Genomic DNA, 15,674 nt, shown 5'->3' with positions numbered 1-15,674 from the left:
AACGGGACGTTATTTACGAAATCGCTGATTTTCGACGGCGCTTTTACCGGCCATTAACCCTAACAGTTTCATAACGGACACAGATACTACGAAAAGCCGGAGCCTGAGTGGGACATGGTCCTCGCCCCTTTCAAAAAAGTCCGTGCCCAAACGGTGCTTGCAGCCATGCTGGCTGGCGCCGCGCTGCTGAGCGGCTGCGCGACCACGCCTCCTGCGACTGCAGGCTTCGAGACTTCGGCGTTGCAGCCCTATCGACTGGATAGCGGCGATCGCCTGCGTGTCACCGTTTTCGAACAGGCGGGGCTTACCAATACCTATACGGTTGATCAGGCCGGCTATATCGCCTTCCCGCTGGTCGGGCAGGTCACCGCCCGCGGCCAAACACTGCCGGCACTGGAACATACGATCGCTGCCAAGCTCAAGCAGGGCTATCTGCGCGATCCGGATGTCAGCATCGAGATCGACCGTTATCGCCCCGTCTTCGTCATGGGTGAAGTTGGCCGTCCGGGCCAGTATTCCTATGTGCCGGGCATGACGGCGCAGAATGCGATTGCCATTGCCGGCGGCTTCACGTCGCGCGGCTACGAGCAGGATGTTGACGTGACCCGCAAGATCAACGGCGAAGTGGTGACCGGCCGCACCGGCGTCACGGCGACGGTGCTTGCCGGCGATACGATCTATGTCCGCGAGCGACTGTTCTGACCAGAGCCCCGACCGGACATGGCGGCCGCCCCTCCCCTCAAAATCCTGCACTGCTTCCGCAACCCGATCGGCGGGATCTTCCGGCATGTGCGCGATCTGGTGGAGGAACACAGCGCCGCGGGACACCAGGTGGGCATCCTGTGCGACAGCACGACGGGTGGCGCCTATGAAGACGCGCTGTTCGAGACGATCCGGCCACGGCTCGCACTCGGGCTGACGCGCATGCCGATGCGGCGGGCGATTTCGCCAACCGACATGATAGCGCTCTTCAAGAGCTATCGGCATATCAAGAGTTTGCAGCCGGACATTCTGCACGGTCACGGCGCCAAGGGCGGCGCCATGGCTCGAGCGATCGGCTCAGTGTTGCGGGTTAACAGGTATCGCGTCGCCCGCGTCTATTCCCCCCACGGGGGCAGCCTGCATTTTGCACGGTCGTCGCTCGCCGGCCAGATCGTGCTCAGGCTCGAACGTTTCCAGGAACGCTTCAGCGACGCGATCGTCTTCGTCTGCGATTACGAGCGACGCACCTACGAGGCGAAGATCGGCAGGCCGCGGCCGCATTCGCAGGTCATCTATAACGGTATCAACGAGGCGGAGTTTTCGCCGGTCGCGCTGGAGCCGGATGCTGCCGACTTCATGTTCATCGGCATGATGCGCGACATGAAGGGGCCGGACGTGTTCATCGACGCGCTGGCACGTACCGAGCGACGCATCGGGCGCCCGCTGACGGCACTTCTGGTGGGCGACGGTCCCGACGAGGACAGCTATCGCACGATGATTGCCGAAAGCGGCCTTGGCCTGCGGCTAAAAATGCAGCCCGCCATGCCGACCCGAAAGGCCTTCGCGCTGGCGAAGACCATCGTCGTTCCCTCGCGCGCCGAAGCCATGCCCTATATCGTGCTGGAAGCGCTGGCGGCGGGCAAGCCCGTCATCGCGTCCAGGGTCGGCGGCATACCGGAGGTGCTAGGAGAAGACAGCGAGGCACTGGCTGTGCCGGGCGATGCGGACGACCTGTCGCGCATCATGACGGCCGCGGCGACGCAGCCGGACTGGCGGGCACGCATCATGCCGAAACCGGCTTCGTTCAAGGCCGTTTTCTCCGCACCCGTCATGGCCCGCGACATGATCGGGCTTTATCGGGAACTGCTTCCGGCAGCGACAAAACGGGCCTCCTAAAGGCTTCCTTAGCATCTTGCTGATAAGCAAATCCAAGCATGATTTCCCGTATGGAAGGCGGGGCAAGGAACCTGTCCATGAACGAATTGGGTAATCCGCAGGGCCAGGATCCGGAGGCACTGCGTCGCCGCGCCTCGGGCGCCGAGGCAGATGCCGGCGCTGCTGCGGCGACGCCTGGCGCGTCGGTCGAACTCAATCCATTCGCCAAGCAGATCGCCGAGCAGTTTCGCGAAAGCAATACGTCCGCGACCATGCTGATCGGCCAGTTCCGCCTGTTCGAACTCGCCCTGCTTCTCGCCATCGGCCTGGCCGTCAGCCTGCTGGTAGCACCGGCTCCCGAGGGTCTCCTTCTGGAGCGGCTGGCAATGATCGCGGCAGGAAGCGTGCTGACCATTATCATGCTGCAGCTGGTGGATACCTACCTCATCCCGTCGCTTCGTGCAGTCCGGCGCACGGCAAGACGCGTTCTGGTATCGTGGCTGATCGGCCTTGCGCTGACCTATCTTGCAATATCGTTTGCCGAAGGCGCCCGGCTTCCAACCGATGCGATGGTCGTGTGGTTTCTTTCAGGTGCCGTCGTCCTGCTGGCCGAGCGCATGCTGACGGCCTATGCGATCCGCCATTGGGCCCGCAACGGGGTGATGGAGCGGCGTGCCGTGATCGTCGGCGGCGGGGAGCCGGCCAAGCAGCTCATCCGCCAGCTTGAGCAACAGTCCGACAACGATATCCGTATCTGCGGCATCTTCGACGACCGCGGCAGCCAACGCTCGCCGAGCGTCGTCGCCGGCTATCCAAAGCTTGGCACATTCGCCGAACTGGTGGAATTTGCCCGTCTGGCGCGGATCGACATGCTGATCATTGCCCTGCCGGCAAGCGCCGAGGCTCGCATTCTTCAACTGGTGCGAAAGCTGTGGGTGCTGCCGGTCGACATCCGCCTCGCGGCCCATGCGAACCAGCTGCGGTTCCGGCCCCGTTCCTATTCGCATGTCGGCACCGTGCCGATGTTCGATCTTTACGACAAGCCGATCCGCGACTGGGATTCGGTTGCCAAGCGGGTCTTCGACATCGTCTTCACCGTGATTGCAGTCGCCTGCCTGTGGCCGATCATGCTGATTGCGGCGATTGCGGTCAAAGCGACGTCCGAAGGGCCGATCCTGTTTCGTCAGAACCGTCACGGCTTCAACAACGAAACGATCAAGGTTCTGAAGTTCCGCTCGATGTATACAAACATGAGCGACCAGACGGCGGTGAAGGCGGTGACCAAGGGCGATCCGCGCGTCACCCCGGTCGGCCGTTTCCTGCGCAAGTCTTCGATCGACGAACTGCCGCAGCTTTTCAACGTGCTGAAGGGCGAACTGTCACTGGTCGGTCCGCGTCCGCATGCGGTGCACGCCCAGACCGGCGAGCGCAAATATGTCGATGTGATGGAAAGCTATTTCGCCCGTCACCGGGTAAAACCCGGCGTGACCGGCTGGGCACAGGTCAAGGGCTTGCGCGGCGAACTCGATTCGGACGAGAAGATCCGCGCCCGCACCCAGCACGACCTCGACTATATCGAGAACTGGTCGCTGCTCTTCGACCTCAAGATCCTTTTCCTCACGCCAATCAGCCTGTTCAACACGGACAACGCATATTGACGACCGCGGCCTTCGACACGACGCGCGATCAGCGCCCTTCGGCCATGCAGCTCGTGCGGCTCGGCGGCAAGGGACTTATCGCGTTCGGCGTCCTCTTATCCGGCTTCGTCATTTCGGAACCTGCGCCCTATGAGCTTTTCATGGTGGTGCAGATCGCCATCTGGTTTCTGCTCGGGCTGAAGCTTTCACGCACCACCTGCGTGCTGCTGGTGCTGCTTCTCGTGTTCAACATCGGCGGGCTATTCTCGATCACGGTGATGAACGACATGAGCGGCGCGCCGATGTATTTTGCCGTATCGACCTTTCTCGGACTGAGCTCGGTCTTCTACGCGGCGGTGGTCGAGGACGATCCCTGGCGGCTGGAACTGGTGTTCAAGGTGTGGATCGTCGCCGCCCTGGCGACGGCGATATTGGGCATACTCGGCTATTTCAATGCATTTCCCGGCGCGCATGTGTTCACCCGCTACGATCGCGCCATGGGCGCCTTCCAGGATCCGAACGTCTTCGGCCCCTATCTCGTCGGGCCGATCCTCTACATGCTCTACCGGCTCTTGACCGGACGGCTGATCATCTCGCCGCTTCTCGTCGCGGGCCTGCTGGTGCTGGTGCTCGGCGTGTTCCTGTCGTTTTCACGCGCGGCCTGGGGCTTGCTCGTGTTCGGCGGACTGGCCCTGGTGGTGGTCATGCTGCTCAAAGAGCGCAGCACGGCGTTCCGGCTGAAGATCCTCACCATATCGATGGTGGCGGCGCTGGTGCTGGTGCTGGCCTTGGTGATCGCCCTGCAGTTCCATCAGGTCTCGGACCTGTTCACCAACCGCGCCAAGCTGGTGCAGTCCTATGACGGCGCCCGTCTCGGACGCTTCGAACGGCACAAGATCGGCTTCCTGATGGCGATGGAGCGGCCGCTCGGGCTCGGACCGATGGCCTTCGGCAAGATCTATGGCGAGGACGAACACAATATCTGGCTGAAATCGCTGACCACCTATGGCTGGCTCGGCTTCGTCACCTATCAGATCATGATCTGGTCGACGATTTCCATGGGTTTTCGCTATCTGTTGCGCGAGCGACCCTGGCAGCCCTTCCTGATGATCGCCTGGATCATGATCGTTGGCCATGCCTTGATCGGCAACGTCATCGATACCGACCACTGGCGCCATTTCTACATGCTGCTCGGCCTGCTGTGGGGCTGCTACGCGCTCGAGCACAAGCAGATGCGCCGGCAGCGGGCTGCGTCAGTGAATACAGCAACCGCCTCTTGACTTGAGCTGTGGGCATTCCACATCTTATTCATGCTCACGACCTCCCAATTGCGCGCCGCGCGCGCCCTGATCGGCATCACTGTGGACGACCTTTCCGGCGCCACGGGTGTCAGCGCAGATACTATCCGCTCGATAGAAGCGTCATCCGGAACGGCAGACCCGGAGACTGCGGAGCGCCTCAAGCGCCTGTTTGAATCCCGCGGAGTGGTATTCGTCGCGGCCGGCCAGCAGGACGCGTCCGGCGCCGGCGTGAGGCTGCACCAGCAGGGCATGGACGAAGGGATCAAGCCCGACAATCTAAACTCTGCGAATGACGGCTAAATAATTTAAAATTTTCAGGAACCATCTGAGGTTTAACGCGTTTTCCCGCCGCCAACCAACAACGGGAAGACGCATGGCGCGCAGCAACAGCCTTTACATACTCATCGGAGCCCTGATCGTCGTGATTGCGGGCTTGAGCTTCTACTTCTATCGCGAAGAGACGAAGCCGGACGGCGTGTCGATCAGCATCGGCGAAAACGGCGTGAAGGTGAAAGAAGAATAAAATTAAAATTGCGCATATAAACTTAACTATAAAAGCGCATAGTTCGTCCAGATTGCTTTAGCAACGTCTTTTGAACGCGAAGAGGGGTTCACATGACATCGCATCTCAGCACAGCAGAAATCGAAGACAAGGGCCTGAAAAAGGTCTGGAGCGTTGCGGACTTTGCCCGGCGCTATCGCCTCGACACTGAAGAAGAAGCCCGGCTCCTCAAGCTTCTCGGGCCATTTGCATCGCAGCAGGAACTGCTGATGAACGCAAGCCGGGCTCCCCGCTTCCGCTGATTTCACCACAAGAAGGCGACGCGATACTGCCGCAGACCGGCGAGAGCGTTACTTGTGTGATACTGACAGAACCCCATGGCGGCGATGTCCAGCAGGGTAAGACTTGGTCGAGCCCGCCTTTTACTTTTCACCAATTCCGATGAATTTCAGCCGCGCCGTGCCTTTGCAAGGCCGCAGCGCAGCGCGCGATTATTTTGCGCTGGAAAGCGTCCGCGGTCGGCCATCCTGTCCGGATTTTTCGCTTGCGCTACGAATGGCATCCCAGTATGGAGATCGTGCTTCTACGAAGCGGGTCGGAATGTAGCGCAGCCCGGTAGCGCACTTGACTGGGGGTCAAGGGGTCGTGGGTTCGAATCCCGCCATTCCGACCATTTCCCCCTCTTTTCCCTGATTACATTTCGCGATTATCTTCTCTGGCTTGCGCAAGCCGCTGAACGACTTCGCGTCCGTCCGGATGAAAAATGCCGCCGCGGCGAACCGGGCGGCATTTTCATTCAGTGCCGACGATCAGCGATAGGGCGAATAGCACTGCTGGCGGGGGCCGTTATAGGGCTGGAACGTGTTGTCATAGGCGCGGTATGAGCGGTAACGCGAATAGCACCAGTTCACATGGCTGTTGCCGCCGACATAGCGGCGCGGCGGTGCGTAGCGAGGCTGAGCCAGTGCGCCACCGATGATGGCGCCGGCGGCAAGACCGCCGATGATGGCGCCTGCATTCGAACCATGGTGGTGGCGATGGTAGCGCCAGCGACGGTCATCGTAGCGGTAGTGGCGGCCGCCATGGTAGCGGTGGTAACGATGGCCACCGCCGCGCCATTCATGATGGCGGTGGTATTGCACCTTTTCCACCTGTTGCGCGGTCTGGACCTGTGGAGCATTCACCATCGGGAACGCCTGGGCCGGGACTACGCCGGAAAAGGCGGTAACGGCCGACACCAGAATGATCGCAAGTTTCTTCATTTTCTTCTCCTCGGAATGTGTCTCCCAAGGTGAAATGATCCAGTTTTCGTTCTGAACCAGAGGTGAACGGTAAAATTCCGGTGAAGACGGGAAGTTGAGATACGCTTATCGATGGACAAGCATGCCCGTCTTCCGGCTCAAAATTCAACCATTGCGCTATAGTTGCCAGCCCCAGCGCAGGCTGTCTGCATAGACGCGCTCAATGCCCGCGCTCCCGCGCGGGCGAGCCTATCGGACCTGATCGAGAAGACGCTTGCATTCCAGAAGATCGAACAAGGCTTCCTGAAGTAGCGCCCGGTCTTCCTTGCCCACGCTGGATTTGCCGATCGAGACTTCCGGCGTATCGTCGTCTCCGGAGGAGCCGAAGCCGAAGAAGCGGCCGCTGGGCTTGACCTTGGGGCGGCCGAGGACCTGATCCTCCTCGCCTCCCCCCACCTTGGGTTCGGAATGCTTGTCGCTGTTTGACGCAATGATGGCGTCCATCGTCGCCACGTCGCCGGAGGCGATGGCCGCGACGAACTTGTTTCCATTGGTCTTCAGGAGCTTCTGGACGCCCTTGATCGTGTAGCCGTGATCATAGAGCAGATGGCGGATGCCCTTCAGCAGTTCGACATCTTCCGGGCGATAATAGCGGCGCCCGCCGCCACGCTTCATCGGCCTGATCTGGGTGAACCGGGTTTCCCAGAAACGCAGCACGTGCTGCGGCAGGTCGAGATCATCCGCAACCTCGCTGATCGTGCGAAATGCATCCGGGCTCTTGTCCAAGCTCAAACCTCCAAACAACCGCAGGGCAAATCACCTGAGGCTCGTGACGGTACGTCACGAATCATACCTATCTCAATGGCTTGAGACGACAGATTCAAGTGTGTTCACAGGAATGACAAGGAGACTGGTTCGCCAGAGGGGAATGAAACCAGCTCAGGCGACCGGTGCGGCAGACTTCATCTTGGCCTTGCGGCTGAGATGCGCCTTGAGGATCCGCTGCTTCAATACGTTCGACGCCTTGAAGGTCATGACCCGCCGGGGAGAGATCGGCACTTCCTCGCCGGTCTTCGGATTTCGGCCGATCCGCTCGTTCTTCGAACGCACCTGGAAGGTCGCAAAGGACGAAAGCTTGACCACTTCGCCCCTGACGATCGCATTGCAGATCTCGTCGATCACGGTTTCAACCAGTTCGGCCGATTCGGTCCGGGAGAGCCCGACCTTGCGAAACACCGACTCCGCCAAGTCTGCACGCGTCACTGTCTTTCCGGCCATGATCCCCGCCCAGTTTCCAATATTGATCTTATCAAAGCCAATTAAGACTATTTTGCTTGGCGGCGAGGGTCAAGCACCTGTGAGCAATCAGCTATTTGATCCGAAGAAGGGAACGATCACCAGCGGACGAGAACCGAACCCCACGTAAAACCGCCGCCCATGGCTTCCAGCATCACGAGGTCACCCTTCTTGATGCGACCGTCGGCACAGGCGACCGAAAGCGCAAGCGGGATCGAGGCTGCCGAAGTGTTGCCGTGAAGATCCACCGTCACGACCACTTTTTCCGGCGGGATGCCGAGTTTCTTGGCGGAAGCATCGATGATTCGGCGGTTTGCCTGATGCGGAACCAGCCAGTCGACGTCGTCGGCCGTCGTGCCGGTTGCCGCGAAGGCACCTTCGATGACGTCGGTGATCATCGCGACCGCATGCTTGAAGACCTCGCGGCCTTCCATGCGCAGATGGCCGACCGTGCCGGTGGAAGACGGGCCGCCATCGACATAGAGCTTTTCCTTGTGCGATCCGTCGGAACGCAGCTTGGCGGTCAGGATGCCGCGGTCGGCGACGGTTCCCTCGCCTTCCTGTGCCTCGATGACCAGGGCGCCCGCACCATCGCCGAACAGGACGCAGGTGGTGCGGTCCTTCCAGTCGAGAATGCGCGAGAAAGTCTCGGCACCGATGACCAGGGCGCGCCGCGCCATTCCGCCGCGGATATGCAGGTCGGCGGTCGCCATCGCGTAGACGAAGCCGGTACAGACGGCCTGCATGTCGAAGGCATAGCCGTGCTCCATGCCGAGGCGGCGCTGGATGTCGACGGCAGTGGCCGGGAACGTGTTGTCCGGCGTCGAGGTGGCGACCAGAACCAGATCGATATCGGCCGGTGTCAGTCCGGCATTGTCGAGCGCCGCACGGGCGGCCAGCTCACCGAGCGAGGCGGTCGTCTCGCCTTCGCCGGCAATGTATCTCTGGGTGATGCCGGTGCGCTGGACGATCCATTCGTCGGTGGTATCGACGATGCTCTCCATCTCGCGGTTGGTCATTACCCGCTTCGGGAGCGCTGCCCCATAACCGCGAACTACTGATCGGATCATTCTCAATCACATCCTGTCGTCATGCAGCTTCAGGGCCGGCCGGCGGCTGGCGCTTGGCATGGTAAACTGTCATATCCTGGGCAATCTTGGCATTCAGATCATTGCGCGCCATGTCGTAACCGACGTCGATCGCCGCCGCGAAACCTTCCGCATTGGCGCCGCCGTGGCTCTTGATGACGATGCCGTTCAGGCCGAGAAACACGCCGCCATTGACCTTGTTGGGGTCCATCTTCTCGCGCAGCAGGTCGAAGGCTGGCTTGGCGAGCAGATAGCCGATCTTGGAGAAGAGCGTGCGCGACATCGACTGACGCAGCAGTGTGGCAATCTGGCGGGCGGTTCCCTCTGCCGTCTTCAGGGCGATATTGCCGGTAAAGCCTTCGGTGACGACGACGTCGACCGTGCCCTTGCCGATATCGTCACCTTCGACAAAGCCCTGATAGGCGATCGTCGGCAGGTTGGCCTCGCGGATCAGACGTCCGGCCTCCTTGACCTCTTCCTGGCCCTTCACTTCCTCGACGCCGACATTGAGAAGGCCGACCGTCGGGCGGTCGATTTCGAAGAGAGCGCGGGCCATGGCGCCGCCCATCAGGGCGAAATCGAGAAGCTGCTGGCTGTCGGCGCCGATCGTCGCACCGATGTCGAGCACGATGCTTTCGCCCTTCAGCGTCGGCCAGACGCCGGCAATCGCCGGGCGTTCGACATTGGCCATGGTGCGCAGGCAGAATTTTGCCATCGCCATCAGCGCGCCGGTATTGCCGGCCGACACACAGGCATCGGCCTCGCCAAGCTTCACGGCCTCGATCGCGCGCCACATGGTGGATACGTAGCGGCCGCGCCTGAGAGCGGCGCTCGGTTTTTCGTCCATGGCGACGGCGACTTCGCATTCGTGGAAAACGGAGCGTTCGCGCAGCTTGGGAAACTTGGCGAGCCACGGCTCGCATTCCGCCTTCAATCCATACAGGATGAAGGTTACGTCAGGATGCCGATCGAGGGCCTTGGCGGCACCGGGTATGACAACCTCGGGACCGAAATCGCCCCCCATCGCATCCAGAGAAATTCTGATCACGCGTCTCTGATCCTTAATCTTCGGCCATCCAGACCGGCGTTCAGCCTACCTGGCGGTCGCCGCCGGAGTTTGGGCCATGCTCATGCGTGGCCCACCCGGCGAAATCGTGGCCAAAATATAGTTTTCGGCGCCGCTTACAACAGGGTCAGTCCTTTTTCCAGTCCTTGAGGACGGCAAAGGGGTTCGGCTTGTCGCTCTTGGCGCTCGCATCGCTTTCAATGTGATCGGCGAACTCAACCCCAGACTTGCGCGGATATGGGTCGATCGCCAGGGCGGCGAACTCGGTGACGGCTTCGCCGACGTCGATCGTATCGCCGTTGAAGGCTTCGGGAAGATCCGGGCCGTCGGGATCCAGCACCATTTCGGCCGCGTCATTGGCGACGATACGGGCCAGTTTCGAGCCTTCCGGCACGAAGATCTGCTCGAAAGGCTCGTCGATCACCGATTCGACCGGTTCCAGCGTGACGACGCAGGACTGGACGATCTCGGCCTTGACCCTGCCCTTGGCCCGCACGCCATCCTTTTTCCAGCGCGACAGATGGACTTCGGCAGACAGCGACTTCACCTCCACCACGTTCCAGAGGTCGGCCACGTCGCGGCGCTCGCGATCATTTGCCTCAAGCATGACGGTGACGGCATTGGCGGAAATATTACCGACCTTGACCGGATAGGAGAAAGGCGGCTTGCCCGCATTGTTGTGATCGTTCTTCATTCTTCCTCACTTGCGCGGACCGGCGGCAGGATCATTGCCGCCCCGCGGGATATATCGTCTTCGGAGACCTCTGCGAGCTGCCGCTCGGCCTCGATCATCCATGCGGCGAGACCGCCCATATCGGGTGCGGGGTCCTCACCGGGTCGGACATTGCGCGCCAGACTGGCGGCAAGATCGTCCTTGTTACCTCTATCCAGAGCCTTCGCATAGCTTTCCACCCGGCCATAAAACATGCCTGCCAGTTTCTTCATCCGCTTCGGCACGCCCTGATCGCCGATACCCAGTTCGCGAATCGAATGATCGAGGTCCTGGAAAAATTCATCGATGATCTCCTGCGCCAATTCCCGTCCGCTCGTGCCGGAATGGGCCGTGCGGCGAAAAAAAAGGATCATCACGATCGACAGCATCTCGTAGCGCCCCATGACCGTGTCCGGAACGCCAAGATCGCTGTAAAAGAAGGGGATGCGGGCTGCCGACGTCAAGGTTGCGTACTGGCGCTCGACAATGGCCTGATTGTGCTTTTTCTTCCTGAACAGACCGAAGATCATCGAAAGTCCCGCCTTTGGCCGGGCCTAATGTTGCATGGAGACAAAAGCTGGTTTACCGAAGCAGGCGCGAATTGCAATGCCGTTCGGCCAAGGCCGCGACCGGTGCGTTCGATCCGGAAAAACCTTGTGTGGGACCGGGTCATCGTCCCCGGAATAGCCACAATGGTGATGAACAGCAGAAACCCGGTTAGGACGCCGGCCTTTATTACCCTGGGGGATGCCGTTGAAGAAGCGGACTGTCGAGTACGGAATGACATTTCTGAATAAAACTGCCATCAGCCTGGTGCTTCTCGCTTCCGTCACCGCTTCCGGCTGCACGTCGATGAATATCGGCGACACGATGTATAATGGCTATGTGATCGACCAGAAGTCGCTCGAGCTGATCCCTGTCGGATCGAGCCGCGAGCAGGTGCTTCTGACCATGGGGACGCCGTCGACGACGGCGACCTTCGATACCGAAGTGCTCTACTACATCTCGCAGAAGCGCGAGCGCCCCGTGGCCTTCATGAAGCCGCATCTGGTCGAGCAGTCAATTCTTGCGATCTATCTCGACAAGGACGGCACCGTCGCCCGCAAGGCCAATTACACGATGAAGGACGGCAAGGTGTTCGACATGATCTCGCGCACGACGCCGACCGGCGGACGCGACCTGTCCTTCCTGCAGCAGATTCTTGCCGGTGGCACGGGCGCAGCCAGCAGCGGTGCCGCAGCGGTCAAGAACATGCTGAGCGGCATGAGCCAATAAGAACCGCAGAACAGTTTCAAAAATTGAGAAAGCCCCGGAGACGATCCGGGGCTTTCCTGTTTGTGGCTTCTATTCGGAGAATTGGAGCGTCCCGCATCCATTCAGAGGCAGGACGCTCTCGCGAATCAGCCGGCGAGGATCGCCAGCAGCAGCAGTGCGACGATATTGGTGATCTTGATCGCCGGGTTGACGGCGGGACCTGCCGTATCCTTGTAGGGATCGCCGACCGTATCGCCCGTGACCGATGCCTTGTGGGCATCCGACCCCTTCATGTGGCGCACGCCGTCCTTGTCGACGAAGCCATCCTCGAAGCTCTTCTTGGCATTGTCCCAGGCGCCGCCGCCAGACGTCATCGAGATTGCCACGAACAGGCCGTTGACGATGACGCCGAGCAAAGACGCGCCAAGGGCCGCGAAGGCAGAGGCCTTGTCGCCGCCGGAGATCAGCAGCACGCCGAAATAGACGACGATCGGTGCCAGCACCGGCAGCAGCGAGGGGATGATCATCTCGCGGATGGCGGCACGGGTCAGAAGATCGACGGCGCGGCCGTAATCCGGCCGGTCGGTGCCTGCCATGATGCCGGGCTTTTCGCGGAACTGGCGACGTACTTCCTCGACGATCGAGCCGGCAGCCTTGCCGACCGCCGTCATGGCGATGCCGCCGAAGAGATAGGGGATCAGACCACCGAAGATCAGACCTGCCACGACATAAGGATTGGCAAGGCTGAAGGAGATCGGGCCGACACCCTGGAAGTAAGGATATTGCTCGGCGTTGGCGGCGAAATATTGCAGGTCGTTGGCGTAGGCCGCAAACAGCACCAGCGCGCCGAGGCCGGCGGAGCCGATGGCATAGCCCTTGGTGACCGCCTTGGTGGTGTTGCCGACGGCATCGAGCGCGTCGGTCGACTTTCTCACTTCGGGCGGCAGATGCGACATTTCGGCGATGCCGCCGGCATTGTCGGTGACAGGACCGAAGGCATCCAAAGCAACGATCATGCCGGCAAGACCGAGCATGGCGGTGACGGCGATGCCGGTGCCGAACAGGCCGCCGAACTGGTAGGTGGCGATGATGCCGCCGACGATGACGATGGCCGGCAGGGCCGTCGATTCCAGCGAGACGGCAAGCCCCTGGATGACGTTGGTGCCGTGGCCAGTGACAGAGGCCTGGGCAATGGAATTGACCGGCCGTTTGTTGGTGCCGGTATAATATTCGGTGATCACCACGATCAGCGCCGTGACGACGAGGCCGACGAGACCGCAGACGAACAGGCTCGAGCCGGTGATCTCCTTGCCGGCGACCGTGCCGACCACGCCCCAGCCGACGGTCATCGAGGTGGCGAGTGCCAGACCGAGGATGGACAGGATGCCGGTTGCGATCAGCCCCTTGTAGAGCGCACCCATGATCGAGCCATTGGAGCCGAGCTTGACGAAGAAGGTGCCGATGATGGATGTGATGATGCAGGCACCGCAGATCGCCAGCGGATAGACCATGGCTGATTCGAGTACCGGCGTGCCGGCAAAGAAGATGGCGGCCAGCACCATCGTGGCGACGACCGACACGGCGTAGGTCTCGAACAGGTCCGCCGCCATGCCGGCGCAATCGCCGACATTGTCGCCGACGTTGTCGGCGATGGTTGCCGGGTTGCGCGGATCGTCTTCCGGAATACCGGCCTCAACCTTGCCGACGAGATCGCCGCCGACATCGGCCCCCTTGGTGAAGATGCCGCCGCCGAGGCGGGCGAAAATGGAGATCAGCGACGCGCCGAAGCCGAGGGCCACGAGCGCATCGATCACCTCGCGCGAGCCGCCCGGATGACCGAATACCGAGGTCAGGATGAAATAGTAGATCGACACGCCGAGCAGGGCGAGGCCCGCCACCAGCATGCCGGTAATGGCGCCCGACTTGAAGGCGATGTCGAGGCCGGCGGCCAGACTATGGGACGATGCCTGAGCGGTCCTGACATTGGCGCGAACCGACACGTGCATTCCGATAAAACCCGCGGTACCGGATAGGACCGCACCGATTATGAAGCCCAAGGCAGCCGTGCCGGACAGAAGCAGCCAAGCAAGAATGGCAACGACGACACCGACCGTGGCGATGGTCAGATACTGGCGCGTCAGATAGGCCTGTGCGCCTTCGCGGATATAGCCCGCGATCTCCTGCATACGCGCATTACCCTGATCGGCGGCGAGCACCGATCGCGTCGCCCACACGGCATAAATGATCGACAGCAGACCGCAGACGATCACACTCAAAATCACCGTCATTCTGTTTTCCTCTCCCAAATCGCCGGGAGACACGTCCCGATGGGACAAATCCCGGCTGCGCATTTTCCCGGCGGCGCCCTCCCCTCCCAAGGAAGCATTTCCGCATGCGGAGGCAAGATTGCGGTGGAGATGAAATGACGTCAAGCCCCGGCGCGACAAGGGTTCAAATGGACGCAGATTGTAATTTTGCGATAACTCGCCTCAGGCTCTTGCGGAAGAGCGCCTGAACAGCAATGCCGCGATCAGCGCGAGGCAGATGAACGTGACCGGCCAGATCACCAGATTGATGAAGGACCAGCCCCAGGCGACGAAGATCCTGCCCGAGGAGAAGGACGAGAGAGCGACCGTTCCGAAGAGGACAATATCGTGGAAACCCTGCACCTTGTCGGCCTCATGCGGACGATAGCTCGACGCGACGATGGCGGTCGAACCGATGAAGCCGAAATTCCAGCCGACGCCGAGCAGAACCAGCGCTCCCCAGAAATTCCACAGCTCTATGCCGAGATGGGCGACGATGGCGCAGGCCATGAGGATGAACAGCCCGGCAGCGACGATCTTCTCGGCGCCGAAACGGGAAATCAGCCTGCCGGTGACGAAACTCGGGCCGAACATGGCAAGCACGTGCCACTGGATGCCGAGGGTCGCCATCTCGGTCGGGAAGCCGCAGCCGATGACCATGGCGAGCGGCGCACCGGTCATGACGAAGGTCATCAGTGCGTAGATGCAAATGCCGCAGGCCATCCCGGTGAGGAAGCGCTGAGTAAGCACGATCTCCTTCAGCGGCCGGGCCGGTTCCAGACCATGGGCTGAAGACTTTGCCGCCGGGAGCTTCAGAAAGGACAGGATACAGATCGAGACCAGGGCGAGTGGAATGATGCAGATGAAGGCGCCGGCGAAGGTGACGGGTGCCAGCAGATCCTTGGCCCATATGGATATCTGCGGACCGAGTACGGCAGATACGATGCCGGCGCCGAGGATCCAGGAAATCGCCTTGGGCTTGTAGGATGATGGCGAGGTATCGGCTGCCGCAAAGCGAAGCTTCTGGGTGAAGCCGGCCGACGTGCCGATCAGCACGAGTGCGGCAGCAAACAGCCAGAAATCGGCGCGAAACAGGGCGATTGCCGCCAGTGCACCACCGCAGGCGCCGGTCAGTGCCCCGAGGATGAAGGCTTCACGCCGTCCGAGCAGGCGGGAGATGAGAGCAATCGCAACAGCACCACAGGCCGTTCCGACATTGAAGGCGGTGATCGGGGCTGTCGCGAGCGACTTGTCGTCGCCCAGAAGCTCGTAGCCGGCGAGCGAACCGATCGAGATCGAGAGTGGCGACGAGGCGCCCATCACGGCCTGGGTTGCGGCCAGCAATGAGACGTTGCGGCGGGCGGTGCGCATCTGCGTCTGATAACCGTCCACCACACCGTCCATGCGACCTGCC

The 15,674-nt window shown here is 61.1% G+C and carries 17 protein-coding genes and 1 tRNA gene; 9 read left to right on the top strand and 9 right to left on the bottom strand.

Annotation, left to right across the window (positions count from 1 at the left end; all coding sequences use genetic code 11):
* Positions 1 to 114 precede the first annotated feature (114 nt).
* The 8 genes from NCHU2750_RS05645 (at position 115) to NCHU2750_RS05615 (ending at position 5,970) form a co-directional block, all read left to right on the top strand.
* Positions 115 to 702, top strand: coding sequence for a polysaccharide biosynthesis/export family protein (locus NCHU2750_RS05645; RefSeq protein WP_162939499.1), 588 nt, complete (start codon positions 115 to 117; stop codon positions 700 to 702).
* Positions 703 to 720: 18 nt separating this feature from the next.
* A complete protein-coding gene (locus NCHU2750_RS05640) occupies positions 721 to 1,878 on the top strand; it encodes a glycosyltransferase family 4 protein (protein ID WP_119939556.1) in 1,158 nt (385 codons plus the stop codon).
* 77 nt (positions 1,879 to 1,955) lie between these two features.
* The gene (locus NCHU2750_RS05635) at positions 1,956 to 3,515 is read left to right on the top strand and encodes an undecaprenyl-phosphate glucose phosphotransferase (RefSeq protein ID WP_119943006.1); all 1,560 of its coding nucleotides are present in this window, start codon (positions 1,956 to 1,958) and stop codon (positions 3,513 to 3,515) included.
* Positions 3,516 to 3,559: 44 nt separating this feature from the next.
* Positions 3,560 to 4,774 (top strand): O-antigen ligase family protein, encoded by a 1,215-nt coding sequence (locus NCHU2750_RS05630; RefSeq protein ID WP_119943004.1) that lies wholly within the window; start codon positions 3,560 to 3,562, stop codon positions 4,772 to 4,774.
* 30 nt (positions 4,775 to 4,804) lie between these two features.
* A complete protein-coding gene (locus NCHU2750_RS05625) occupies positions 4,805 to 5,095 on the top strand; it encodes a helix-turn-helix domain-containing protein (RefSeq protein WP_119939555.1) in 291 nt (96 codons plus the stop codon).
* A 73-nt stretch (positions 5,096 to 5,168) separates the two neighbouring features.
* Positions 5,169 to 5,318: a hypothetical protein gene (locus NCHU2750_RS30355; protein ID WP_162939498.1), complete on the top strand. Its 150-nt coding sequence runs from the start codon at positions 5,169 to 5,171 to the stop codon at positions 5,316 to 5,318.
* A 92-nt stretch (positions 5,319 to 5,410) separates the two neighbouring features.
* A complete protein-coding gene (locus NCHU2750_RS05620; RefSeq protein WP_119939554.1) occupies positions 5,411 to 5,599 on the top strand; it encodes a hypothetical protein in 189 nt (62 codons plus the stop codon).
* A gap of 294 nt (positions 5,600 to 5,893) precedes the next feature.
* Positions 5,894 to 5,970 (top strand) — tRNA-Pro (locus NCHU2750_RS05615).
* A 136-nt stretch (positions 5,971 to 6,106) separates the two neighbouring features.
* Here the strand turns inward: NCHU2750_RS05615 and NCHU2750_RS05610 are convergent.
* The 7 genes from NCHU2750_RS05610 to NCHU2750_RS05580 form a co-directional block, all read right to left on the bottom strand.
* Complete coding sequence (locus NCHU2750_RS05610) at positions 6,107 to 6,559, bottom strand: BA14K family protein (protein ID WP_119939553.1); 453 nt, start codon at positions 6,557 to 6,559, stop codon at positions 6,107 to 6,109.
* 228 nt (positions 6,560 to 6,787) lie between these two features.
* Positions 6,788 to 7,324 (bottom strand): MerR family transcriptional regulator, encoded by a 537-nt coding sequence (locus tag NCHU2750_RS05605; protein WP_119939552.1) that lies wholly within the window; start codon positions 7,322 to 7,324, stop codon positions 6,788 to 6,790.
* A 153-nt stretch (positions 7,325 to 7,477) separates the two neighbouring features.
* Positions 7,478 to 7,816 carry an integration host factor subunit alpha gene (locus tag NCHU2750_RS05600; RefSeq protein ID WP_119939551.1) on the bottom strand — a complete coding sequence of 113 codons (339 nt, stop codon included), beginning with the start codon at positions 7,814 to 7,816 and terminating at the stop codon, positions 7,478 to 7,480.
* 116 nt (positions 7,817 to 7,932) lie between these two features.
* Positions 7,933 to 8,904 (bottom strand): beta-ketoacyl-ACP synthase III, encoded by a 972-nt coding sequence (locus NCHU2750_RS05595; protein WP_119939550.1) that lies wholly within the window; start codon positions 8,902 to 8,904, stop codon positions 7,933 to 7,935.
* A gap of 19 nt (positions 8,905 to 8,923) precedes the next feature.
* Positions 8,924 to 9,970 carry a phosphate acyltransferase PlsX gene (plsX, locus tag NCHU2750_RS05590; RefSeq protein ID WP_119939549.1) on the bottom strand — a complete coding sequence of 349 codons (1,047 nt, stop codon included), beginning with the start codon at positions 9,968 to 9,970 and terminating at the stop codon, positions 8,924 to 8,926.
* A gap of 145 nt (positions 9,971 to 10,115) precedes the next feature.
* Positions 10,116 to 10,682: a YceD family protein gene (locus NCHU2750_RS05585; protein WP_119939548.1), complete on the bottom strand. Its 567-nt coding sequence runs from the start codon at positions 10,680 to 10,682 to the stop codon at positions 10,116 to 10,118.
* Entirely contained in the window at positions 10,679 to 11,230 is a 552-nt protein-coding gene (locus tag NCHU2750_RS05580) for a ubiquinol-cytochrome C chaperone family protein (protein WP_119939547.1), read from the bottom strand. Before NCHU2750_RS05580 ends, NCHU2750_RS05585 begins: the two co-directional genes overlap by 4 nt.
* A gap of 217 nt (positions 11,231 to 11,447) precedes the next feature.
* On the opposite strand from NCHU2750_RS05580, the gene NCHU2750_RS05575 reads away from it, so the two are divergent.
* The gene (locus tag NCHU2750_RS05575; protein WP_119939546.1) at positions 11,448 to 11,975 is read left to right on the top strand and encodes an outer membrane protein assembly factor BamE; all 528 of its coding nucleotides are present in this window, start codon (positions 11,448 to 11,450) and stop codon (positions 11,973 to 11,975) included.
* 125 nt (positions 11,976 to 12,100) lie between these two features.
* Here the strand turns inward: NCHU2750_RS05575 and NCHU2750_RS05570 are convergent, their stop codons facing one another.
* Both NCHU2750_RS05570 and NCHU2750_RS05565 read right to left on the bottom strand, forming a co-directional pair.
* Positions 12,101 to 14,242, bottom strand: a complete 2,142-nt coding sequence (locus tag NCHU2750_RS05570) for a sodium-translocating pyrophosphatase (protein ID WP_119939545.1) — start codon at positions 14,240 to 14,242, stop codon at positions 12,101 to 12,103.
* A gap of 201 nt (positions 14,243 to 14,443) precedes the next feature.
* The gene (locus NCHU2750_RS05565) at positions 14,444 to 15,664 is read right to left on the bottom strand and encodes an MFS transporter (RefSeq protein WP_119939544.1); all 1,221 of its coding nucleotides are present in this window, start codon (positions 15,662 to 15,664) and stop codon (positions 14,444 to 14,446) included.
* Positions 15,665 to 15,674 lie beyond the last annotated feature (10 nt).

Origin of the sequence: Neorhizobium sp. NCHU2750 (assembly GCF_003597675.1) — a bacterium.
Taxonomy (GTDB): Bacteria; Pseudomonadota; Alphaproteobacteria; order Rhizobiales; family Rhizobiaceae; genus Neorhizobium.
The sequence above is the reverse complement of the archived record's forward strand: the minus strand, read 5'-3'. Positions and strand labels throughout refer to the sequence as shown.

Excerpts from the sequence above, each read along its gene's own strand:
- NCHU2750_RS05645 (WP_162939499.1), top strand. The coding sequence starts at position 115 with ATGGTCCTCGCCCCTTTCAAAAAAGTCCGTGCCCAAACGGTGCTTGCA.
- NCHU2750_RS05585 (WP_119939548.1), bottom strand. The coding sequence starts at position 10,682 with ATGAAGAACGATCACAACAATGCGGGCAAGCCGCCTTTCTCCTATCCG.
- NCHU2750_RS05575 (WP_119939546.1), top strand. The coding sequence starts at position 11,448 with ATGCCGTTGAAGAAGCGGACTGTCGAGTACGGAATGACATTTCTGAAT.
- NCHU2750_RS30355 (WP_162939498.1), top strand. The coding sequence starts at position 5,169 with ATGGCGCGCAGCAACAGCCTTTACATACTCATCGGAGCCCTGATCGTC.
- NCHU2750_RS05570 (WP_119939545.1), bottom strand. The coding sequence starts at position 14,242 with ATGACGGTGATTTTGAGTGTGATCGTCTGCGGTCTGCTGTCGATCATT.
- NCHU2750_RS05595 (WP_119939550.1), bottom strand. The coding sequence starts at position 8,904 with ATGATCCGATCAGTAGTTCGCGGTTATGGGGCAGCGCTCCCGAAGCGG.
- NCHU2750_RS05565 (WP_119939544.1), bottom strand. The coding sequence starts at position 15,664 with ATGGACGGTGTGGTGGACGGTTATCAGACGCAGATGCGCACCGCCCGC.
- NCHU2750_RS05620 (WP_119939554.1), top strand. The coding sequence starts at position 5,411 with ATGACATCGCATCTCAGCACAGCAGAAATCGAAGACAAGGGCCTGAAA.
- NCHU2750_RS05640 (WP_119939556.1), top strand. The coding sequence starts at position 721 with ATGGCGGCCGCCCCTCCCCTCAAAATCCTGCACTGCTTCCGCAACCCG.
- NCHU2750_RS05580 (WP_119939547.1), bottom strand. The coding sequence starts at position 11,230 with ATGATCTTCGGTCTGTTCAGGAAGAAAAAGCACAATCAGGCCATTGTC.
- NCHU2750_RS05630 (WP_119943004.1), top strand. The coding sequence starts at position 3,560 with ATGCAGCTCGTGCGGCTCGGCGGCAAGGGACTTATCGCGTTCGGCGTC.
- NCHU2750_RS05610 (WP_119939553.1), bottom strand. The coding sequence starts at position 6,559 with ATGAAGAAACTTGCGATCATTCTGGTGTCGGCCGTTACCGCCTTTTCC.
- NCHU2750_RS05635 (WP_119943006.1), top strand. The coding sequence starts at position 1,956 with ATGAACGAATTGGGTAATCCGCAGGGCCAGGATCCGGAGGCACTGCGT.
- NCHU2750_RS05600 (WP_119939551.1), bottom strand. The coding sequence starts at position 7,816 with ATGGCCGGAAAGACAGTGACGCGTGCAGACTTGGCGGAGTCGGTGTTT.
- NCHU2750_RS05625 (WP_119939555.1), top strand. The coding sequence starts at position 4,805 with ATGCTCACGACCTCCCAATTGCGCGCCGCGCGCGCCCTGATCGGCATC.